This is a genomic window from Actinomycetes bacterium, from assembly GCA_036000965.1.
GTDB lineage: Bacteria > Actinomycetota > CALGFH01 > CALGFH01 > CALGFH01 > DASYUT01.
The window spans coordinates 21,059-41,262 of the sequence record DASYUT010000197.1; the positions used below are offsets into that span (position 1 = coordinate 21,059).

General features: G+C 76.1%; 18 protein-coding genes. 11 read left to right on the forward strand and 7 right to left on the reverse strand.

The features are described from left to right. Positions 1 to 162: 162 nt before the first annotated feature. Positions 163 to 1,398 (reverse strand): acyl-CoA dehydrogenase family protein, encoded by a 1,236-nt coding sequence (locus VG276_18455; GenBank protein ID HEV8651315.1) that lies wholly within the window; start codon positions 1,396 to 1,398, stop codon positions 163 to 165. Positions 1,399 to 1,504: 106 nt separating this feature from the next. On the opposite strand from VG276_18455, the gene VG276_18460 reads away from it, so the two are divergent. From VG276_18460 to VG276_18480, 5 genes are all read left to right on the forward strand, one after another. Next, on the forward strand, positions 1,505 to 2,281 hold the full coding sequence (locus tag VG276_18460) for an SDR family oxidoreductase (GenBank protein ID HEV8651316.1): 777 nt from the start codon (positions 1,505 to 1,507) through the stop codon (positions 2,279 to 2,281). A 331-nt stretch (positions 2,282 to 2,612) separates the two neighbouring features. Beyond that, complete coding sequence (locus tag VG276_18465; protein ID HEV8651317.1) at positions 2,613 to 3,554, forward strand: alpha/beta hydrolase; 942 nt, start codon at positions 2,613 to 2,615, stop codon at positions 3,552 to 3,554. Between the two features lie 22 nt (positions 3,555 to 3,576). After that, entirely contained in the window at positions 3,577 to 4,974 is a 1,398-nt protein-coding gene (locus tag VG276_18470) for a wax ester/triacylglycerol synthase family O-acyltransferase (protein ID HEV8651318.1), read from the forward strand. A gap of 169 nt (positions 4,975 to 5,143) precedes the next feature. After that, positions 5,144 to 6,451 carry a Tad domain-containing protein gene (locus tag VG276_18475; GenBank protein HEV8651319.1) on the forward strand — a complete coding sequence of 436 codons (1,308 nt, stop codon included), beginning with the start codon at positions 5,144 to 5,146 and terminating at the stop codon, positions 6,449 to 6,451. 116 nt (positions 6,452 to 6,567) lie between these two features. Further along, positions 6,568 to 8,637 carry an AAA family ATPase gene (locus VG276_18480; GenBank protein ID HEV8651320.1) on the forward strand — a complete coding sequence of 690 codons (2,070 nt, stop codon included), beginning with the start codon at positions 6,568 to 6,570 and terminating at the stop codon, positions 8,635 to 8,637. A gap of 22 nt (positions 8,638 to 8,659) precedes the next feature. Here VG276_18480 and VG276_18485 read toward each other — a convergent pair whose 3' ends face one another. Beyond that, entirely contained in the window at positions 8,660 to 9,622 is a 963-nt protein-coding gene (locus VG276_18485; GenBank protein ID HEV8651321.1) for a patatin-like phospholipase family protein, read from the reverse strand. Positions 9,623 to 9,882: 260 nt separating this feature from the next. Next, a complete protein-coding gene (locus VG276_18490; protein HEV8651322.1) occupies positions 9,883 to 10,611 on the reverse strand; it encodes a Rho termination factor N-terminal domain-containing protein in 729 nt (242 codons plus the stop codon). A 188-nt stretch (positions 10,612 to 10,799) separates the two neighbouring features. On the opposite strand from VG276_18490, the gene VG276_18495 reads away from it, so the two are divergent. From VG276_18495 to VG276_18510, 4 genes are read left to right on the forward strand one after another with little or no spacing between them, the layout of a single operon-like run. Then, complete coding sequence (locus VG276_18495; protein HEV8651323.1) at positions 10,800 to 11,021, forward strand: hypothetical protein; 222 nt, start codon at positions 10,800 to 10,802, stop codon at positions 11,019 to 11,021. Continuing rightward, the gene (locus tag VG276_18500) at positions 11,018 to 12,301 is read left to right on the forward strand and encodes an isochorismate synthase (protein HEV8651324.1); all 1,284 of its coding nucleotides are present in this window, start codon (positions 11,018 to 11,020) and stop codon (positions 12,299 to 12,301) included. Before VG276_18495 ends, VG276_18500 begins: the two co-directional genes overlap by 4 nt. Before the next feature lie 51 nt (positions 12,302 to 12,352). Beyond that, positions 12,353 to 12,832: a cation:proton antiporter regulatory subunit gene (locus tag VG276_18505; GenBank protein HEV8651325.1), complete on the forward strand. Its 480-nt coding sequence runs from the start codon at positions 12,353 to 12,355 to the stop codon at positions 12,830 to 12,832. A 5-nt stretch (positions 12,833 to 12,837) separates the two neighbouring features. Continuing rightward, positions 12,838 to 14,049: a cation:proton antiporter gene (locus tag VG276_18510; protein HEV8651326.1), complete on the forward strand. Its 1,212-nt coding sequence runs from the start codon at positions 12,838 to 12,840 to the stop codon at positions 14,047 to 14,049. Positions 14,050 to 14,070: 21 nt separating this feature from the next. On the opposite strand, the gene menD is transcribed toward VG276_18510, so the two are convergent. Continuing rightward, complete coding sequence (menD, locus tag VG276_18515) at positions 14,071 to 15,918, reverse strand: 2-succinyl-5-enolpyruvyl-6-hydroxy-3-cyclohexene-1-carboxylic-acid synthase (protein HEV8651327.1); 1,848 nt, start codon at positions 15,916 to 15,918, stop codon at positions 14,071 to 14,073. A 32-nt stretch (positions 15,919 to 15,950) separates the two neighbouring features. On the opposite strand from menD, the gene VG276_18520 reads away from it, so the two are divergent. Further along, on the forward strand, positions 15,951 to 16,706 hold the full coding sequence (locus VG276_18520; GenBank protein ID HEV8651328.1) for an alpha/beta fold hydrolase: 756 nt from the start codon (positions 15,951 to 15,953) through the stop codon (positions 16,704 to 16,706). Between the two features lie 242 nt (positions 16,707 to 16,948). On the opposite strand, the gene VG276_18525 is transcribed toward VG276_18520, so the two are convergent. Together VG276_18525 and menB are read right to left on the reverse strand one after the other, a co-directional pair. Beyond that, a complete protein-coding gene (locus tag VG276_18525; GenBank protein HEV8651329.1) occupies positions 16,949 to 17,812 on the reverse strand; it encodes a 1,4-dihydroxy-2-naphthoate polyprenyltransferase in 864 nt (287 codons plus the stop codon). 5 nt (positions 17,813 to 17,817) lie between these two features. Continuing rightward, a complete protein-coding gene (gene menB / locus VG276_18530) occupies positions 17,818 to 18,630 on the reverse strand; it encodes a 1,4-dihydroxy-2-naphthoyl-CoA synthase (protein HEV8651330.1) in 813 nt (270 codons plus the stop codon). Positions 18,631 to 18,686: 56 nt separating this feature from the next. Between menB and VG276_18535 the strand changes: the two genes are divergently transcribed. Then, positions 18,687 to 19,856, forward strand: a complete 1,170-nt coding sequence (locus VG276_18535) for an AMP-binding protein (GenBank protein ID HEV8651331.1) — start codon at positions 18,687 to 18,689, stop codon at positions 19,854 to 19,856. A gap of 91 nt (positions 19,857 to 19,947) precedes the next feature. On the opposite strand, the gene VG276_18540 is transcribed toward VG276_18535, so the two are convergent. Next, positions 19,948 to 20,169, reverse strand: coding sequence for a hypothetical protein (locus VG276_18540; GenBank protein ID HEV8651332.1), 222 nt, complete (start codon positions 20,167 to 20,169; stop codon positions 19,948 to 19,950). Positions 20,170 to 20,204: the final 35 nt, after the last annotated feature.

Consider the following 20,204-nt stretch of genomic DNA (forward strand, 5'->3'; position numbering starts at 1 on the left):
CCGGGCCATCGTCCTGTTCGACGCCACCGGGTATACCGGCCGGCTGGTGGCCCGTTCCCTGGCCGCCGCCGGCGCCAGGCCGGTGCTGGCCGGGCGGGACCAGGGCCGCCTGACCGCCCGCTTACCTGTCGCGCGCCACTCGGCGGGGCTCACCGTCCCGGGCTACCCGCCGCTGGGCCGGGCGGGGCCGCCCTCGGCGAAGTCCCAGCCGGCGCCCTCCTCGAACGCCTTGAGGATGCGGCGGCTCACCACCATCCGGTGGACCTCGTCGGGGCCGTCGTAGATGCGGGCGGCCCGTGCCTCCCGGTACATGCTCGCCAGCGGGGTGCCGTCGGTCAGGCCGAGCGCGCCGTGGACCTGGATGGCGCGGTCGATCACGTCGTGGAGCACGGCCGCGGCGTGGAACTTGATGAGCGAGACCTCGACCCGCGCCTCGTCGCCCTGGTCGATCTTGTGGGCGGTGTCCAGGGTGAGCAGGCGGCAGGCCTGGATCCCGGCGGCCGAGTCGGCGATCCAGTTCTGCACCGTCTGCTTGCCGGCCAGCGGGCCGCCGAACGCCTCGCGCTCGAGCGAGTAGGAGCAGAGCAGCTCGAAGGCGCGCTGCATCTGGCCGAGCCAGCGCATCACATGGTGGATGCGTCCTGGCCCGAGGCGCTTCTGGGCGATGCGGAAGCCGTCGCCGGGCTCGCCGACCGTGTTGGCCACCGGCACCCGCACGCCGCTGTAGCGGACCTCGCAGTGGGTGCTCCAGCCCCGGCCCCGGTGGCCCATGGTCGGGATCGCGCGCACCACCTCCACGCCGGGGGTGTCGGCGGGCACGACGATCTGGGACGCGCGCCGGTGCGGCGGTGCGTCCGGGTCGGTGACCGCCATGACGATCCCGAAGGCGGCGCCCTCGGCCCCGGAGCTGAACCACTTGTGGCCGTCGACCACCCAGTCGTCGCCGTCCCGGACCCCCCGGGTGCGCAGGCCGGTCGGGTCGGAGCCGGACACCTCCGGCTCGGTCATGGAGAAGAACGAGCGGACGTCGCCGGCCACCAGCGGGCGCAGCCAGCGCCGCTTGAGCTCGGGGGAGCCGAACAGGTTGAGGATCTCGGCGTTGCCGGCGTCGGGGGCCTGGCAGCCGAACACCAGCGGCGCCCAGTGGCTCCGCCCGATGAGCTCGTTGAGGTAGGCGTAGGGGAGGAAGCCGGTGCCGGTCCCGCCGGCGTCGGGCCCGATGTGGGGCGCCCAGATCCCGGCCGCCTTCACCCGGCCCTGCAGCTCCTTGACCAGCGCCTCGGCCTCGGCGTCCTCCCGCTCGAAGACCGGCTCGGCCGGGTAGACGTGCTCGTCCATGAAGGACCGGACACGGCCACGCAGCTCGCGCAGGTCCGCGGTCATCTCAAGCTCGCGCATCGCGCCTCCTCTCGGCACCAGCACCGATCGGCACCGGCACCGACGATAACCCGAAGGCGGGTAGGCTGCGCCCGGCAATCTGGCGACGGGGGAATGAGGAGGCGACGTGCGCACGCTGGACCTGTTCGACCTGCGCGGCAAGGTGGCGATCGTGACCGGCGGCGCGGCCGGGATCGGCAGGCAGATGGCCGAGGGCCTGGCCGAGCTGGGCGCCGACCTGGTGCTCGGCGCGCGCAAGGCCGAGCGCTGCGCCGAGGTCGCCGCCGAGCTGGCCGCCTCGGCCGGGGTGGCGGTGGTCGGGGTCGGCTGCGACGTGGCCGACCCCGAGCAGGTGGAGGCCATGGTGGCCACCGCCGTGGACCGTTTCGACCGGGTCGACGTGCTGGTCAACAACGCCGGCACGACCTGGGCGGCGCCGGCCGAGGCGACGCGGCTCGAGGACTGGCGCAAGGTGCTCGACGTCAACCTGACCGGCGCATTCCTGTGCTGCCAGGCGGCCGGCCGGGTGATGATCGGGCAGGGCGGCGGCAAGATCGTCAACATCGCCTCGGTCGCGGGGTTCGGTGGGTCGCCCCCGGAGCTGATGGACACCGTCGCCTACAACGCGAGCAAGGGCGGGCTCATCACGCTCACCCGTGACCTGGCCGTCAAGTGGGCACGCCACGGCATCAACGTCAACGGGATCGCCCCCGGCTGGTTCCCGTCGCGCATGAGCGGCTGGACGCTCGAGCACCACGGCGACACGCTCAGCCAGCTCATCCCGCTGCGCCGCTTCGGCGGCCCCCACGACCTCAAGGGCGCGGTGGGCTACCTCGCCTCGGCCGCGTCCGACTACATGACCGGGCACGTGCTGGTCGTCGACGGCGGCACCTCCGCCTACTGACGCGACCGCCAGGTGCGGACCGGGTCGAGGCTGGCCAGGCGGCCAGCAGCCCCTCGTTGGCCGGGGTTTCGCAGTACCGCCGGCCGGGTCCTCGCGGCGCCGCCGGCCGGGGTCTCGCAGTGCCGCCGGCCGGGGTCTCGCGGTACCGCCGGCCGGGGTCTGGCGGCGCCGCCGGCGGGTCTGGCGGTGCGGGAGGTGCTCATGCCTGCCCATGCCTGCCCATGCCTGCTCATCGCATCGGGTCTGCCGACCGGTCCACCGTCGCGGGCCTGTTCGCCACGGGCTCCGGGTGCGTACCCTGGCGGTGGAGGCAGCAAAAGGGAGGCGGGGGATGGAAGCAGTCGGCGCGGCGTCGCGGTTCGCCGATCTGGGCGGGCCCGTCCACTACCTCGACTTCGGGGGCGCCGGCCCCACGATGGTGCTGGTGCACGGGCTCGGCGGCTCGCACGTGAACTGGCTCGCGGCCGGGCCGCTGCTGGCCGCCCGGGCCCGCGTGCTCGCGCTGGACCTGGCCGGGTTCGGCCGCACCCCGCCGGCCGGCCGCTCCACCCGGGTGCGGGCCAACCAGCGGCTGCTCGGCCGCTTCGTCGAGGAGGTCGCCGGCGCGCCCACGGTCCTGGTCGGCAACTCGATGGGCGGCATGATCTCGGTGCTCGAGGCGGCTCAGCACCCCGAGCGGGTGGCCGGGCTCGTGCTGGTCTCCCCGTCCGTTCCGCGCCCCCGCGGCGTGCCCCTGGACCGCCTGGTCGGCGCGGCCTTCGCCGCCTATGCGATCCCCGGGGTGGGGGAGCGGTTCCTGGCCCGCCACCGCGCCCAGCTCGGCACCGAGGGGGTCGTGCGCGAGACCCTGCAACTGTGCTGCGTGGACGCGGGCCGGGTGCCGCCCGAGGTGGTGGCGGCCGGGCTGGCGCTCGCCCGCGAGCGGGAAGGGATGCCGTGGGCTGACGCGGCCTTCCTGCAGGCGGCCCGCTCGCTGCTCGCCGTGCTGGCCCGCCCCGGGGGCTACCTGCGGGTGATCGGCTCGGTCACCGTCCCGACCCTGCTCGTCCACGGCACCGGCGACCGCCTGGTCCCCCTCGGGAGCGGCCGCAACCTCGCCCGGCTCCGGCCTGACTGGGCCTTCGAGGTGCTCGACGGCATCGGGCACGTGCCGCAGATCGAGGACCCGGGCCGCTTCGCCGAGGTGGTGACCGCCTGGCTGGACGGCCCCGGCCGCCCAGCCGCGACGGCCGCTGGACACGCCAGACCCCGCGGTGAGGCGGCCGGGGCGTAGCCGGGCGACGGAGGAGGCTGCCATGGACCGCCTGAGCCCGCAGGACGCCTCGTTCCTCCACATCGAGGACGACGTCAACCACATGCATATCGGCTCGGTGGCGATCTTCGAGGGTCCAAGCCCGGCCTATGCCGACGTGGAGCGGATGGTGGCCGGCAAGCTGCCGCTCGCCCCGCGCTACCGCCAGCGGGTGCGGACGGTGCCGTTCGCCGTCGGGCGGCCGGTCTGGTCCGACGACGTCCACTTCCGGCTCGGCTACCACCTGAGGCACACCGCCCTGCCGCAGCCCGGCGGCCGCGAGCAGCTCCGCAACCTGGTCGGCCGCGTCATGTCCCAGCAGCTCGACCGGACCAAGCCGCTCTGGGAGCTGTGGGTCGTCGAAGGCCTCGAGGACGGCCACTGGGCCCTGTTCACCAAGGCGCACCACTGCATGGTCGACGGCATCGCCGGCACCGACCTGCTCACCGTGCTGCTCGACGACACCCCGGAGCCGTCGCCGGCCGTGCCCGACACGTGGCGGCCCGTGCCCGAGCCGTCCAGCCTGCGCCTGGCCGGGGAGGCCGTCATCGACTACCTGGCCAGCCCCTACGAGCAGTGGCGGGCGGCCCGGGCCGTGACCGGGGCGCCTCTGCGCCTGGCCCGGCTGCTGGCCGACACCGCCCGCGGCCTGGCCACCGTGCCCGGCCTGGTGCGCGTGGCGCCCGGCTCCTCGCTGGCCGGGCCGATCGGCCCGCACCGTCGCTGGGGCTGGGCGGCGGCGACCCTCGACGACGTGCGGACGGTCCGCACCGGGCTGGGCGGAACCGTCAACGACGTGGTCCTGGCAGCCGTCACCCGTGGGTTGCGGGACCTCTTGCTCGCCCACGGCGACACCCCCGAGGGCGCGGTGGTCCGATCCCTGGTCCCGGTGTCGGTGCGCCGCCCGGGGGAGCGGGGCAGCTACAACAACCGGGTCTCGGCGATGGTCGCCGAGCTGCCTGTCGGGGTCGCCGACCCGGCCGAGCGGCTGGCCGCGGTCCGGCGCCAGATGGACGGGCTCAAGCAGTCGAGGCAGGCGGTGGCGGCCGAGACGCTGACGTCGCTGTCCGGGTTCGCCCCGCCGCTGCTGCTGGCGCTCGGCGCCCGCGTCGCCATCAGGGCCCTCGGCCGCTTCGGGCAGGGCAGCGTCAACACCGTCACCACCAACGTGCCCGGCCCCCAGCACCCCCTGTACGCGCTCGGCCGGCGCCTGGTCGAGGCGTGCCCGTACGTGCCGCTGGCCAGCCCCATGCGGGTCGGCGTGGCGGTCTTCTCCTACGACGGCCGGCTCACGTTCGGCGTCACCGCCGACTACGACAGCGTCCCCGACGTCGAGGTCGTCTGCCAGGGCATCGAGGCCGGCCTCGCCGAGCTGGTCAAGCTTGCGGTAGTAACAGGGTAGAAGTCTCGTTCGTACAGTTAGACCGGAAATTGGTCTCCACAGTGGCGATGCGCGACGATGGCGCCTCCTGACGTCGTCAGCGCGTACGAGGTCGCCCCAGCCGGCAGGTGTCCGGCCAGGGCCGGCAGGTCGCCGGCCAGGGCGTCCGCCCGCGCCTCCGGAGACGCTGATGGGGGACCGCTTCCCGCGAAGAGACGATGAGCACGGGCAGGTCGCCGTTATCGTGGCCCTGGTCCTCACGCTCATGCTCGCGTTCGGCGCCCTGGTCGTCGACGTCGGCCTCAGCTGGGCCGCCCGGTCGGAGGCGCAGACGGCCGCCGACGCGGCCGTGCTGGCCGGCCTGGCCGAGCTGCCCGGCGACCCGGCCGGCGCGGTCGCCGCGGTCAAGGCGTACCTGAACAGCAACGTCCCCGGCCTGGACGACGGCACTGGCTGGGACGTCAACGCCACCGACGCCGATGGCGACATCACCTGCTGGGCGCCGCCCGCTCCGGTCCCGGCCCCCGGCGCTGGCTGCCATGCCGGCAACACGGCCATCCAGGTGGTCACCCCGCCGCTCGAGCCCACCTACGCGTTCGCGGGCATCCTGGGGCGGCGCTCCGGCGCGGTGAAGGCGCTCGCCGCGGCCGGTCCGACCAGCGGCATCACTCCCTGCGCGCTGTGTGTGCTCGACCGGGACGCGGCCCAGGCCCTCGCGGTCACCGGCGGCGGGGGGATCACCGTGAGCGGCGCCGGGGTCGTGGTCAACTCCGACGCCGTGAACGCCGCGGTGCTGAGCGGCGGCGGCGGCGTCACCGCCCCCTCCATCGGCGTGGTCGGCGGGGTGCAGGCCAGCTCGAGCGGGCAGTTCACGCCGAGCCCGACCCTCGGCATCCCTCCGGTCGAGGACCCCCTGGCCGGCTTGCCCACCCCCGACCAGGTCCGGGCCCTGCCCCCGCGCGGCACGGTGGTGGCGAGCCCCTCCACCCCGCCCGTCAACGAGGGCGTCTACGACCGCATCGTGGTGGGCGGCGGCAGCACCACCCTGCGCATGAACCCTGGCATCTACGTGGTGACCGGTGAGTTCACCTTGAGCTCGAGCGCGACGGTGCTGGGCGCCGGGGTCACGGTGTACCTCGCCTGCCCCCAGTATCCACAGCCCTGCAACGGCCCCGGGGCGACGTTCAGCCAGAACTCCACCGCCCGGTACCTCGTCACCGCTCCCGCCAGCGGGCTGTACAAGGGCCTGTCGATCTTCGCCGACCAGACCAACACCTCTCCCATCACCCTGACGAGCAGCAGCACCGGCAGCTTCACCGGCACGATCTACGCGGCAGCGGGCGGGCTGCACCTCTCGTCGGATGGGGGGATCCTGCAGCTCAACTCCCTCGTCGTGGCAGGCACCATGCAGATCAGCTCCGGCAGCGGGACCAACCTGGTCTACAACCCGAGCCAGAACGCCACGATCACCCCGTCCGGCAGCAGGCTCATCAGGTAGCGCCGCCCTTCGTGGGCACGAGCGGAAACCACTCGAAGCGCGGGCGACATTCCCGGTAGCATGGCGGGCTTGCGCCGGGATTCGGACCACCCGGCGTCTCCTCGGGGGTCGGATCGTTGAGCGGACACGGCGGCGCGCTCGCGTGCGAGCTGCGGGCCGAGCGCGCGCAGCTCGCGCGGGCACGAGCGTGCCTTGCGGAGATGCGGCGCCGGGCGGAGTCCCTCGACGCGACCGGTGGCGACGAGATCGCCGAGGAGGTGGTGCGGGCCCGGCTCCGGCTCCGGGTCGCCGCGCTGGCCGACGACGGGACGGTGCCGCTGTTCTTCGGCCGCATCGACTACGACGAGGCGGCCGAGCTCGCCGACGAGGCGGCCGAGCTCGCGGGGGAACGGTTCCACATCGGGCGCCGCCACATCCACGACGACCTGATGGACCCGGTGGTGGTGGACTGGCGCGCCTCGGTCGCCCGGCCCTTCTACCGGGCGAGCCCGCAGGACCCCTGGGGGCTGTGGCGCCGGCGCCGCTTCGGGTTCTCCCAGGGCGAGCTGACCTCGTTCCAGGACGAGCACTTCGAGGACGACGCCGACCTGGCCATCGCCGAGGCGGCGCTGCGGGCCGAGATCGAGCGGCCCCGGGTCGGCCCGATGCGCGACATCGTCGCCACGATCCAGCCCGAGCAGGACGACCTCGTGCGCGCCTCCCTCGGCGAGACCATCTGCATCCAGGGCGGCCCGGGCACCGGCAAGACCGCCGTCGGCCTGCACCGGGCCGCGTACCTGCTCTACGAGCACCGCGACCGCCTGCGCACCGACGACGTGCTGGTGGTCGGCCCGAGCCGGGCGTTCATGGCGTTCATCAGCCAGGTGCTCCCCGGCCTGGGCGAGGTCGACGTCACCCAGCGGACGATCGGGGAGCTGGTCGGGGGCGTCACCGTGCGGGGCACCGACACCCCGGCCGCCGCCGCCGTCAAGGCCGACGCGCGCATGGCCGAGGTCCTCCGGCGCGCGGTGTACAGCCGGGTCCGCCTGCCGGCTGAGCCGCTCGCGATGCCGTTCGGGTCGAGCGCCGTCTGGCTCCCGGCGAGCCGCCTCCGGGCCATGGTGGCGGCCCTGCGGGACCGGGGCGTACCCTACGCCGCGGCCCGGGAGCTGTTGTGGGAGCAGCTCGGCCGCGCCTGCCAGACCCAGGCCGAGCGGGGCGGGCACGCCGGGTTCGAGTCGATCGACGACGCCGTGAAGGCGGCGCGCAGGTCCAAGGCGGCCCGCAGGCTGGTCGACGCAGCCTGGCCGGCCCTCCAGCCCGCCAGGCTGCTGTTCGACCTGCTGGGCGACGAGGAGGCGCTGCGCGCCGCGGCCGGCGGGGTCCTCGGCGACGTCGAGCAGAAGGAGCTGGCCTGGGCGCGGCGGCCCCGGAGCCGCGCCGCCGCGCCCTGGACGGCGGCCGACGCGTTCCTGCTCGACGAGCTGGCCGCCCTGCTCGACGCGCCCCGGTCCTACGGCCACGTGGTGGTCGACGAGGCCCAGGACCTGTCGGCCATGCAGCTCCGGGCGCTCGGCCGGCGCTGCCGGTACGGCTCGGCCACGCTCCTCGGAGACCTCGCGCAGGGCACGACCCCCTGGGCGGTGGACGACTGGGGGACCGCGCTCGCCCACCTCGGCAAGCCCGAGGGCGAGATCCGCTCGCTCCCGCGGGCGTTCCGGGCGCCGCGCGCCGTGCTCGACCTCGCCAACCGGCTGCTGCCCCACATCGCGCCGGGGCTCACGCCGGCCCGGTCGGTGCGCGAGGTCTCCGGCGCGCTGGAGCTGCGCCAGGTCGAGCCGTCCGGGCTCGCCGCGGCCTGGGTGCGGGCCGTGCGCGACGCCCTGCGGGCCGAGGGGTCGGTCGGCGTGATCGCCGCCGACGGCGAGGTCGACCGGGTGGCCGGGGAGCTGCGCCGCCACGGGACCGACCTGGCAGCGCTGGACCGGCTCGGGCAGGCGGCTCGCGTCACCGTCGTCCCCGCCTCCCAGGCCAAGGGCCTGGAGTACGACCAGGTGGTCGTGGTGGAGCCGGCCGCCATCGTGCAGGCCGAGCCGCTCGGCCTCCGGCGGTTGTACATCGTGCTGAGCAGGGCGGTGACCCACCTCACGGTGGTCCACGCCGAGCCGCTGCCAGCGCTCCTGGCCGGACCGGCCGGGTCACCCTAGCGGCACCCGAGGACGGTCTCGCCTACCCGTCGTCGCCGAGGGCGGCGAGGCGGTCGCGGCACTCGGGCCGGCCGAGGCGGCCCAGAGCCGACTCGTAGGCGCGGCGCACGACCGGGTAGCGGCGCCTGGGGTTCATGGAGTTCAGCCCCATCACCTCCAGGTCGGCCGCGGTGGGCTGGAACGCCACCACCAGGGTGCCCTGGCGGCGCACGCGCCACGCCTCGTCGGCCAGGCGCAGGCGCAACGCCCGGCGCGCGGGCAGGTCCACCGAGCGGCGGCGGACGCCCCTGGCCACCGACATCGGCGCGCTGACCACGACCAGGTCGAGCCCGAGGCCGGCCACCGCGTCGAGGTTGGTGGGGGAGTGGACGCCGCCGTCGATGTACCAGTTTCCGCCGATCTGGGCTGGCGCGAACCAGCCGGGGATGGCGCAAGAGGCGGCCACGGCCGTGCCCACGTCGGTGGCTGGCGCGCCAGGCTGGCCGAGCACCACGCGCCGCCCGTCGCGCAGCCGGACCGCGCACAGCCACAGCGCCGCCTCGGGCCAGCCCGACTCGAACAGCCAGCGCAGGCGGGCGGCGAACGGGTCGAGGGAGACCCGGCCCCGGGGCAGGGCGGCCGCCGTCAGCGACCCCAGCCGCGGCGCCTGCCACGGGCGGACCACGCTGCGCAGCAGCAGCCCGGGCGAGGCCATCCCGACCGAGCGGCTCCGCGGGCCGGGAACGGGTTCGTTCGGGCCGATCCGGCGCAGGATGCGAGCGCCCTCGGCGGAGACCGGATCGCCCGCGGTCCGCGCCGCGATGTCGGCCGCGCTGAAGCCCCCGCGCAGCAGGGCGGCGACGTGCGCCCCGGCGGAGGTGCCGACGACCAGCTCGGCCGAGCGCGGGTCCCAGCCGGTCGTCTCGGCGAGCGCGCGCAGCACGCCAGCGTGGAAGGCGTGCCCGACGACGCCCCCTGCCCCGAGAACCAGCCCGACCCGGCCCATGCGACCTCCCGCCTGCTTGCAAGTGTAGAGCCGCGCCTGGGTATCCCGCGTACCAGACGTCGACACGGCAAAGGCCACGGCCCACAGCGGCCCACGGCAGCGGGCCCGCCGCCCGATGACCTGGCCAGGCCGAGTGCGCGCACCTCGGCACGGCGCAACTCGGCACGGTGGCGCTGGGACGACCAAGTTGTTGGCCGGCGGGCCCGAAGGCCACGGCCCCGGCGGGATGCCGGGGCCGTGGCCATGGAACGGGTATCCGCTCAGCGGTTGCGCAGCGCCGAGATCAGCTCGTCCTTGCCCATCGAGGAGCGACCCTCGATGCCGAGCTCCTTGGCCCGCTCGCGCAGCTCCTCGACGCTCCGCTCCTCGTAGGAACGGGTGTCGCGGCCCTTGCGGGGGGCGCTGGCGGTGGTCGCCTTGGCGGCCTCGGGCCTGGGAGCGGCGGTCGTGCGGACCTCCACGGCCTGGTCGCTGCGGGCGCTCCCGACGACGATCTCGCGGTCGGCCTTCGGCTCGGTCTTGCTGGCGGCGATGTCGGCGGCCTTGTCGACGGCCCCGGCGGTGTCGACGGCCTCGGCGGTCTCGCCGGCGGCCCGGGTCACGCTGGTGCCGGCGGCCTTCACCCGGCTACGGGCGGTGCGGACCTGGTCGGCCGCGTCCCCGGTGGCGGAGCTGGTGCGGATCGAGTGGACCAGCTCGCGGCCGCGCCTGGCCAGCCCGTCGAACTCCTGCCCGGCCTGGCCGCGGAGGGTGCGGAGCCGCTCGGGGGCCTCCTTGCCGAGAGTCCGGACCTGCTTGGGGGTCTCGACGCGGACCCGGTCGATGGACCGGATCAGCTCGACGGCGGCCTCGCCAGCGCCCACGGTGGCGTAGGCGGAGTCGGCGAGCAGCGACCGCAGGGTGCGCTGGGCCTGCATGGCCTGCTCACGAGCCGCGTGGACCTGCTTGCGGGCACGCTCCCTGGTCCTGGTGGTGGTGGTGGTTGCCATGTGGTGGCTCCCTCAGTCGTGTGCGATGGTGGGTCTGCTTACTGCGGTACTCCCATGATAAACAATTGCAAGCACAGGCGCAACTCCGCAGGTAGGAGCCGGGCGGGTTCGGCCTCAGCTGATCCCGACTGCTCCGCGACCCGCCTGGACGCCCACCGCTTCCCGGCGGCACCTACGAGTCGCCGTGCATGCCCGACACCACCTCGTCCGCCTGGACGCCCACCGCTTCCCGGCGGCCCATCGACAAGGACTCGGGCCGGTTCGTCCTCGAGGTCACCCGCGGCGGCCGGCAGCGCGGCCGGGGCGCGGTCGCGCACCCCGGCCGCCCCTTCTACGATGGGTCCATGACCAAGCCCGCGACCGACGCCCAACCCAGGACCGACCTCCAACCCAGGACCGGCCAGCAATGAGCGACCAGGACGGGGACGACCCGAACCCGGTGGCCTCGAGCACCCGGCTGCACAGCCGGGTGCTGCGCCTGGCATCCGACCTCGACCTCCTGGACCTCGCCGCGGAGCCGGGGTTCGCCTGGGCCTCGCCAACCGGCGAGCTGGTGACCGCCGGCGTGGCGGCCCGGATCGAGGTCGCGACCGGGCGGGACCGGATCCAGCGGGCGGCCGACGAGGCCGGCGCGCTGCTGCGCGGCGCCCGCATCGACGACCCCCAGGGCAGCGGCCTGGGACCGTTGGCAGTCGGCGCGATCCCGTTCGGCGACGCCACCCCGGGCCGGCTCACCGTGCCCGAGCTGGCCCTCCGGCGCGGCCCGGGCCGCGCCGTGTGGGCGGTGGTGACGGCCGCGGGCCGCTGGCCCGACCCGCCCGACCTGCGCGCCCGGCCGCCAGCCGGTGCGAGCGACGGCGCCTGGCCGGGCATGCTCGCGGTCCGCTCCCCCGCCGGCCAGGACCGCGCCGGCTTCCAGGCCGCTGTGGCCGCTGCCCTGGACCTGATCGCCGCGGGCCGGCTGGACAAGGTCGTGCTCGCCCGCGAGCTGCTGGTCGAGGCGGCCGCGCCGTTCCGGAGCGCGGCGGTGCTGCGCCGCCTCCGCGACCGGTCGGCCGGCTCGTTCATGTACGCCAGCGACGGGTTCGTCGGCGCGAGCCCGGAGCTGCTGGTCGCGAGGAGGGGGAGGGTGGCCACCTCCCGGCCGATGGCCGGCACGGTCGCCCGCGGCGGCACGGCCCACGAGGAGGCCCGCCGGGTGGCCTGGCTGCGCTCCTCCGGCAAGGAGGCCGTCGAGCACCGCCTGGTGGTCGACATGGTGGCCGAGACGCTCGCCAAGGTGGCCGACGACGTCGCGGTCGCGCCGGTCGAGGTGGTGCGCCTGCCGACCGTCGCCCACCTCGCCACCCGGGTGTCGGCCGCGCTGACCGAGCCGCTGCCGTCCGCGCTCGAGCTTGCCGGCCTGCTGCACCCGACCCCGGCCGTGGCCGGAGCGCCCCGGGAAGCGGCCCTCGAGGTGCTCGCCTGGCTGGAGCCGTTCCACCGGGGCGCCTATGGCGGGCCGGTGGGCTGGGTCGACCACCGCGGCGACGGCGAGTGGGCGGTCGCCCTGCGCTGCGCGACGCTCGACGGCCCGGTCGCGCGGCTGGTGGCTGGCGCCGGGATCGTGGCCGGCTCCGACCCCGAGGCCGAGTGGGCCGAGTCCGGCTACAAGCTCGAGGCGATGCTGCGGGTGCTCACCAGCGCCTGACCGGGTCCAGCCCGGCACGCCCGCCACCTGTCGAAGGGAGCAAACCGCGACATGGACATCCAGGAGACGGCCCTGCCCGGGGTGGGGCTGCGCCACGACTTCACCACCCGCGCCGGGCGCCAGCTCGGCGTGGTCACCCACCGCAGCGGCCGGCGCGACCTGCTGCTCTACGACCGGGCCGACCCGGACGCCTGCCAGGAGGTCGTCCAGCTCACCGACGAGGAGGCCGACGCGCTGGCCGAGCTGCTGGGCGCCGCCCGGATCGTCGAGCGCCTGGCCGACCTGCAGCAGCAGGTCGAGGGCCTGGCCATCGACTGGCTGCCGATCCGGCCCGGCTCCCCCTACGGCGGCCGGACGATCGCCGACACCCAGGCCCGCACCCGCACCGGGGTGTCGATCGTCGCGGTCCTCCGGAACGGCAGCGCCGTGCCCGCGCCCGCCCCGGACTTCCAGCTCCAGCCGGGCGACACCCTGGTCGTGGTCGGGACCGCCCCCGGCGTCAGGTCGCTGGCCGGCATCCTGGGGAGCTGACCGCCATGCACGGCGCGACCCTGCTGCTGGAGCTTGGCGGGGTCATCCTCGGGCTCGGGATCCTCGGCCGGCTGGCCGGCCGGCTCGGGCTGTCGGCCATCCCCCTGTACCTCCTGGCCGGCCTGGCGTTCGGAGAGGGCGGACTGCTGCCGCTGGTCACCGCCCAGGAGTTCATCGAGGTGGGCGCCGAGATCGGCGTCATCCTGCTGCTGCTGCTCCTCGGCCTCGAGTACTCCGCCGACGAGCTGGTCGGCAGCCTGCGCGCCGCCGCACCGGCCGGCCTGGTCGACCTCGCCCTCAACTTCACTCCCGGCGTGCTGGCCGGACTGCTGCTGGGCTGGTCCCCGCTGACCGCGGTCGTGCTCGGCGGGGTGACCTACGTGACCTCCTCGGGCATCGTCGCCAAGGTCCTCAGCGACCTCGGGCGGCTGGGCAACCGCGAGACCCCGATGGTGCTGTCGATCCTGGTCATCGAGGACCTCGCCATGGCCGTCTACCTGCCGCTGGTCTCCGGGCTGCTGGTCGGCGGGAGCCTGCTGGCCGCCGCGGGACCCCTGGGGCTGGCGCTGGCCACCGTCGTGGCCGTGATCGTGCTCGCCGTCCGCTACGGCACCGCCCTCAGCCGCCTGGTGTTCAGCCCCAACGACGAGGTCCTGCTCCTGCTGATCCTCGGCCTCGCCCTGGTCGTGGCCGGACTCGCCCAGCGGCTGCAGGTCTCGGCCGCGGTCGGGGCGTTCCTGGTCGGCATCGCGCTGTCGGGCCCGGCCGCGGACGCCGCCCGCCCCCTGCTCACCCCGCTGCGCGACCTGTTCGCAGCGGTGTTCTTCGTGTTCTTCGGCCTGCGCACCGACCCCGGCTCCATCCCGGCCGTCGCCCCGGCCGCAATCGGCCTCGCCCTGGCCACCACGGCGACCAAGGTGGCCACCGGCTGGTGGGCGGCCCGCCGGGCCGGCGTCGGCACCAGGGGACGCTGGCGCGCCGGGGCCGTGCTGGTCGCCCGCGGCGAGTTCTCGATCGTGATCGCCGGGCTGGCCGTGTCCGCCGGCCCGGAGCCGGCCCTCGGCCCGCTGGCCGCCACCTACGTGCTGATCCTCGCCGTGCTCGGCCCGCTCCTGGCCCGGGTGGTCGACCCCCTGGTCGCGGCGGTGCGGCGCCGGGCCCGCCGCCGAGCGGCTCCGCAGGCGGCGGCCTCCGGACCCGGCGGCAGAGACCCGTAGCCGCAGGGCGGGGCCGAACGCCTACGGTCGCCCTGACCGGTCGCGCTCGCCCAGGGCCTCGGCCACGGCGCGGGCGGCCGCGCGGTGCCTGGCCAGGTTGACCGCGCGGTCGCCCGGGACCAGCAGCACGGTCGTGCGGTGCGCGGCGAGCGCCTCGGCGACAGCCGGGACCAGGTCGCCGGCGCGGGTCACCCGGTGGCAGGCCAGGCCGGCGGCGGCGGCCAGGGCGCCCAGGTCGAGGCCGTGCGGGGTGCCGAACAGGGGCTCGAAGTACCGCTCGGGAAGCTCGGCCTGAGGCAGGAACGAGAAGATCCCGCCACCGTCGTTGTCGCAGACGACGAATACCACCGGCTCGGCCCGGCGCCCGGCGCCGAGGACGCTGCTCGCGTCGTGGAGGAAGGTCAGGTCGCCGCAGAGCGCGGCGACCGGCCCGCCGCCGGCCGCGGCGACGCCCAGGGCGGTCGCGACGAACCCGTCGATGCCGCTCGCGCCCCGGTTGGCCACGAACGCCAGGCCGTCGCGGGCGCGGGCGAAGGTGTCCACGTCGCGCACTGGCATGCTCGACCCGACCACCAGGGTCGCCCCGCCGGGCAGGCCAGCCACCAGGTCGCGGGCGACCCGGCCCTCGAACGGCTCCTCCCAGCCGTCGAGCAGGGCGTCCATGGCCGACCCGGCCAGCGCGTCCGCGGAGGTCCAGGCGTGCAGCCAGGCCGCGGCTCCCGCGGCCCGCTCGGGTCCGGTCAGATCCGGGGACCGGCCAGCTCCCAGGCAGTGCGCCGGGACCGAGTCCCCCGCCCCCCGGCAGGCCGATGCCGAGTCCCCTGGCCCGCGGCACCCCGGGCCGAGCGCGGCCGCGACCGCGCCGAGCAGCGCGGACGCATCGGCCACGAGGCGGGTGGCGGCGGCCCGGCCCGGGTCGGGCCAGGCCCCGTCCGGGTCGACGAGCACCTGGGGCACGCTCGCGTCCAGCCAGGTGCCGAGCGCCTTGCTGGTCGGGCCGGCACCCACCCGGACCACCAGCTCTGGCCGGTGGGCGGCGGCGAACCCAGGCACCCGGAGCAGGGCGTCGTAAGCGGCCACGGCGTGCGGTCCGCGGCGGTGGCCCGACAGCGGGTCGGCCAGCACCGGCCAGCCAGCCGCCCGGGCGAACGCGTCGGCAGCCTCCAAGCCCAGCCCCGAGCCCCAGCCCACGACGAGCAGGCCGCGCGAGGCGGCCCGGACCCGCTCGGCCAGGGCGTCCACCTCGGCCGGAGCTGGCCGCCGGGGGAACGCAGCCGACACCGTCCAAGGCGCCCCGCCGGGACGGCCGGGCGCGGGCTCACCGCCCAGCTCGCCCGGGACCAGCGGCTCGGCAAAGGCGAGATTGAGATGGACGGGGCCGGCGGGCGGGCCGGCCGCGGCGGCCACCGCCCGGGCGGCGAGCGAGCGCCAGTACCGGCCGGCACCCGGACCGTCCACCGGCAGGCTCACCTCGCAGAACCAGCGCACCGCGTCCCCGTACAGCCTCAGCTGGTCGACGCTCTGGTTGGCGCCGGTGTCGCGGAGCTCCGGGGGCCGGTCCGCGGTCAGCACCAGCAGCGGCACCCTGGCGTGATGCGCCTCGAGCACGGCCGGGTGGAAGTTGGCCGCCGCCGTCCCCGAGGTGCACACCACCGCCGCCGGCCGCCCTGACCGCTTGGCCGCGCCCAGCGCGAAGAACCCGGCCGACCGCTCGTCGACGTGCACGTGCACGCGCACCCCGGGGTGCTCGGCGAGGGCGAGGGCGAGGGGGGCCGACCGCGACCCGGGGGCCAGGCAGGCGTCGGCCACCCCACCCCGGACCAGCTCGTCCACCAAGGTGAGCGCGAACGTCCGCCCCGCGTCGCTCACGGCCCGGGCCCGGGGCGGGCTACCATCCCCAGGTGCTGCACCGCACCGTCGAGGGGACGGGCCCGCGGGTCGTCCTCGCCCACGGCTTCACCCAGACCCTTGCCTCCTGGGAGCCGCTGGCCGCGCGCCTGCGCCCGCGCTGGCAGGTGGTCCGCGCCGACCTGCCCGGCCACGGCGGCTCGGGCGCGGCCCGGGCCGACCTGACCGGCGCCGCCCGCCTGCTCGGCCAGGCCGGAGGGCGGGCCGCCTACGCCGGCTACTCGCTCGGGGGGCGCGTCTGCCTGCGCCTGGCCCTGGACCGGCCCGACCTGGTCCGGGCGCTGGTCCTGGTGGGCGCCTCGCCCGGCATCCAGGACCCTGCCGCCCGGGCCGAGCGCCGGGCCGCCGACGAGACCCTGGCCGCCCGGATCGAGCGCGACGGGGTCGAGGCGTTCCTCGACCGCTGGCTGGCTGGGCCGCTGTTCGCCACCCTGCCCGCGGAGCGGGCCGGGCGGGCCGCCCGGCTGGCCAACACCGCCGAGGGCCTGGCCGCCGCCCTGCGCCTGCTCGGCACCGGCAGCCAGGAGCCGCTCTGGGACCGGCTGGCCACCCTCCGCCCGCCGGCCCTGCTTCTCGCCGGGGCCCTGGACGCCAAGTTCGCCGCCCTGGCCGGGCAGATAGCGGCCGCGATCGGCCCGCGCGCCCGCACCGCCCTGGTTCCCGGGGCCGGTCACGCCGCCCACCTCGAGCGCCCCGACAAGGTCGGCGAGCTGGTCGAGAGGTTCATGGGCGAGCACATCGACCGGTAGTCCTCGGTCAGTGTGGGGGAGCTCGCTCTGGCGTGGCGTGTAGTCTCGCTCGATGTGGGGGAACTCGCTCTGGTGTAGCGTGCCCCTGACCGTAGTCCTTGTTCGATGTGGGGGGAGCTCGCTCCCCCCGCGGCCCCCCAAGAGCGCCTGCGCCATGGCCGGGTGGATCCCGCCGCCGCGGCCCCCCAACAGCGCCTGTGCCATGGTCGGGGATCCGCAGTCCGGCTGGCGGGAGCCTTGGCTCACGACAGCCACAGGCCCGCGGCCAGCAGCACGCCGAGGGCCAGCTGGAGCCGGGCGGTGCCGGCCAGGGCGGCGATCAGGCCGGGGCCGTCCTCGCGCCGCCGCACCAGGTGGACAGGGGAGAGGGCCAGGGGCGCTGCGGCCAGCGCCAGCAGCACCGGCGGGCGGGACAGGCCGAGCAGCGCGACGGCCACGAACACCGCGGCCACGACCAGGACGAACAGCGCCCGCGAGCGGGACCGGCCCAGGCGGACGGCCAGGGTGCGCTTGCCGGCGCGCCGGTCGCCCTCGATGTCGCGGATGTTGTTGGCGATCAGGAGGGCGACCGCGGCCAGCCCGACCGGCACCGAGGCGGCCAGCGCAGCGGGCGGGACCCGCCCGAGCTGGACGTAGGCCGAGCCGCAGGTGGCCACCACACCGAAGAAGACCAGCACCGAAAGCTCGCCGAACCCGGCGTACCCGTAGGGCCGCGGGCCGCCGGTGTACAGCACCGCGGCTGCGACGGCGGCCACCCCGACCGCGAGCAGGCGCAGGTCGACCGCGACGGCCAGGGCGAGCCCGGCCGCCATGGCCACCGCGAAGGCCAGGCCGGCGGCCCGCTTCACCTGGCCGGGGGTTGCCAGGCCGGTGGCGACCAGCCGGGCCGGGCCCAGGCGTGCCGGGCTGTCGGCACCCCGCACGCCGTCGGAGTAGTCGTTGGCGTAGTTGGCCCCGACCTGCATGCCGAGCGCGACGACCAGGGCGGCCAACGCCCGCCAGGCGACCGCCGGCCGCTCGGCGGCGGCCGCGGCCGTGCCCACCAGCACCGGCACCACCGCGGCGACCAGGGTCCTCGGGCGGGCGCCCCGCAGCCAGACGTCCATGCCGGTCAGGGCCGGCGGGGGAACTTGGAGAAGTCGGGCGGGCGCTTCTCGCGGAAGGCGTTGCGGCCCTCCTGGGCCTCCTCGGTCATGTAGTAGAGCAGGGTGGCGTCCCCGGCGAGCTGCTGGATGCCCGCGAGCCCGTCGGAGTCGGCGTTCAGGCCCGCCTTGAGCAGCCGCAGCGACAGCGGGCTCTTGTCGAGGATCTTCCGGCACCAGGCGACGGTGGTCTCCTCGAGCCGGTCCACGGGCACCACGGTGTTGACCAGGCCCATGGCCAGGGCCGCCTCGGCGTCGTACTGCTCGCAGAGGAACCAGATCTCGGCCGCCTTCTTGCGGCCGACCGTCCGGGCCAGCAGCCCGGCCCCGTAGCCGCCGTCGAACGACCCGACCTTGGGGCCGGTCTGGCCGAAGCGGGCGTTGTCGGCCGCGACGGTGAGGTCGCAGACCAGGTGCAGCACGTGCCCACCGCCGATCGCGTAGCCGGCCACCATCGCGATCACCGGCTTGGGCAGGCGCCGGATCTGCACCTGCAGGTCCAGGACGTTGAGGCGGCCGACGCCGTCGTCGCCGACGTAGCCGTCCTCACCGCGGATGCGCTGGTCGCCGCCGGAGCAGAACGCCTCGGTGCCCTCGCCGGTGAGCACCACCACGCCGACCCCGGGGTCGTTGCGGGCCAGCTCGAACGCTGCCGAGAGCTCGAACAGGGTCCTGGGGCGGAACGCGTTGCGCACCTCGGGACGGCAGATGGTGATCTTGGCGATGCCGTCGGCGGTCTCGTACCGGATGTCGCTCCACTCGCCATGCTGGTGCCACTCCACGGGCGCTCGCGCTCCTTCGTCGGCTCGGTCGGGATGCGGCTGCTAGGGTAGCCCTCGTGTCCGGCTCCCTCCACACCCCGCTGGTGGCGGTCGCCCTGCCCCGGGCGGCGGCTGCCACGGCCGTGATGAGCGCCTGGGAGGCGGGGGAGGCGGTGCTGCCGCTCGACCCCGGGGCGCCAGGCCCCGAGGTCCGGCGCCTGCTCGACGCGGCCCGTCCCACGCATCTGGTCGACGGCGACGGCCGGGCCCGGCGGCCCGGCGGGCGCCCGGCCGAGGCCGACGTGGCCGCGGTCGTCGCCACCTCGGGAACGGCCGGGACCCCGAAGCTGGTCGAGCTGACCGCCGCCGGGATCCGCGCGTCGGCGCTGGCGGTGTCGGCGGCGGTCGGCGCCGGCCCAGGGGACCGCTGGCTCGCCTGCGTGCCCATGCACGGCGTGGCCGGGCTCGCCATCGTCGCCCGGGGCTGGCACACCGGGGTCCCGGTCGAGGTCCACGACCGCTTCGACGTCGCCCTGGTCGACGGGGCCGCCGCTGACGCCACCCTGGTGTCGCTGGTCCCGACCATGCTCCGGCGACTGCTCGAGGACGGCTGCGACCTGCGCCGCTTCCGCCGAGTCCTGCTCGGCGGCGCCGCAGCCCCGGCCGGGCTGCTCGCCGCAGCGACCGGGGCCGGTGTGCCGCTGACGCGCACCTACGGGCTCACCGAGACGTTCGGGGGTGTCGCCCACGACGGCCACGCCCTGGCCGGGGTGGAGCTGTCGGTCGCCGCCGACGGCGAGATCGGCGTGCGCGGGGAGATGGTGCTGCGACGCTACCGGGACGATCCTGAGGCGACCGCGGCCGCCCTGCGCGGGGGCGTGCTCCACACCGGCGACCTGGGCCGGCTGGAGCCGGACGGCCGCCTGGTCGTGCTGGGGCGGCGCGACGACCTGATCGTCAGCGGCGGCGTGAACGTGCACCCGGTGGAGGTTGAGGGGGCCCTGTCGGCCCATCCGGCGGTGGCCGACGCGGCCGTGCGCGGCCTGCCCGACCCCGAGTGGGGCCAGCGCGTGGTCGCGTTCGTCGTCCCGGCCGACCCGGACCGCCCGCCGACCCTCGACGACCTGCGCGGGTTCGCCCTGGACCGCGTGGCCGCGGCCAAGGCACCCCGCCAGCTCGTCCTGGTCGAGCGGGTGCCGAGGACATCCTCCGGCAAGGTGCTGCGCCGCCTGCTCATCGCCCCGTAGGCGCCCGTGCCGGCACGGCACGGGATGCGGAGTGCGGAGGAGGCGGCCCGCGCGCACCGCGGGCCGCCTCCTCGCCGCCCGGGACCGCGGCTCAGGTCGCCGGGACGGCTGGCCCGCTGGCGGGGACACGCCCGGCTGGCCCGCTGGCGGGGACACGCCCCTCGCACGGCTCCACCCCGCGCAACCGGTGGAACACCGTGCACCAGAGCAGCCGCTCCAGCTCGTCGAACCGCTGGCACACCTCCTCCCAGGTCACGACGCCACGGTCGTAGCCCCGCCGGACGGCGGAGAGCTCCGCATCCACCAAGGACATGCCCGGATCCTTTCGCCGGCGCACCACTGTGGTCC

Excerpts from the sequence above, each read along its gene's own strand:
- VG276_18540 (HEV8651332.1), bottom strand. The coding sequence starts at position 20,169 with ATGTCCTTGGTGGATGCGGAGCTCTCCGCCGTCCGGCGGGGCTACGAC.
- VG276_18475 (HEV8651319.1), top strand. The coding sequence starts at position 5,144 with ATGGGGGACCGCTTCCCGCGAAGAGACGATGAGCACGGGCAGGTCGCC.
- VG276_18465 (HEV8651317.1), top strand. The coding sequence starts at position 2,613 with ATGGAAGCAGTCGGCGCGGCGTCGCGGTTCGCCGATCTGGGCGGGCCC.
- VG276_18485 (HEV8651321.1), bottom strand. The coding sequence starts at position 9,622 with ATGGGCCGGGTCGGGCTGGTTCTCGGGGCAGGGGGCGTCGTCGGGCAC.
- VG276_18455 (HEV8651315.1), bottom strand. The coding sequence starts at position 1,398 with ATGCGCGAGCTTGAGATGACCGCGGACCTGCGCGAGCTGCGTGGCCGT.
- VG276_18525 (HEV8651329.1), bottom strand. The coding sequence starts at position 17,812 with ATGGACGTCTGGCTGCGGGGCGCCCGCCCGAGGACCCTGGTCGCCGCG.
- VG276_18505 (HEV8651325.1), top strand. The coding sequence starts at position 12,353 with ATGGACATCCAGGAGACGGCCCTGCCCGGGGTGGGGCTGCGCCACGAC.
- VG276_18500 (HEV8651324.1), top strand. The coding sequence starts at position 11,018 with ATGAGCGACCAGGACGGGGACGACCCGAACCCGGTGGCCTCGAGCACC.
- VG276_18495 (HEV8651323.1), top strand. The coding sequence starts at position 10,800 with ATGCCCGACACCACCTCGTCCGCCTGGACGCCCACCGCTTCCCGGCGG.
- VG276_18470 (HEV8651318.1), top strand. The coding sequence starts at position 3,577 with ATGGACCGCCTGAGCCCGCAGGACGCCTCGTTCCTCCACATCGAGGAC.
- VG276_18510 (HEV8651326.1), top strand. The coding sequence starts at position 12,838 with ATGCACGGCGCGACCCTGCTGCTGGAGCTTGGCGGGGTCATCCTCGGG.
- VG276_18490 (HEV8651322.1), bottom strand. The coding sequence starts at position 10,611 with ATGGCAACCACCACCACCACCAGGACCAGGGAGCGTGCCCGCAAGCAG.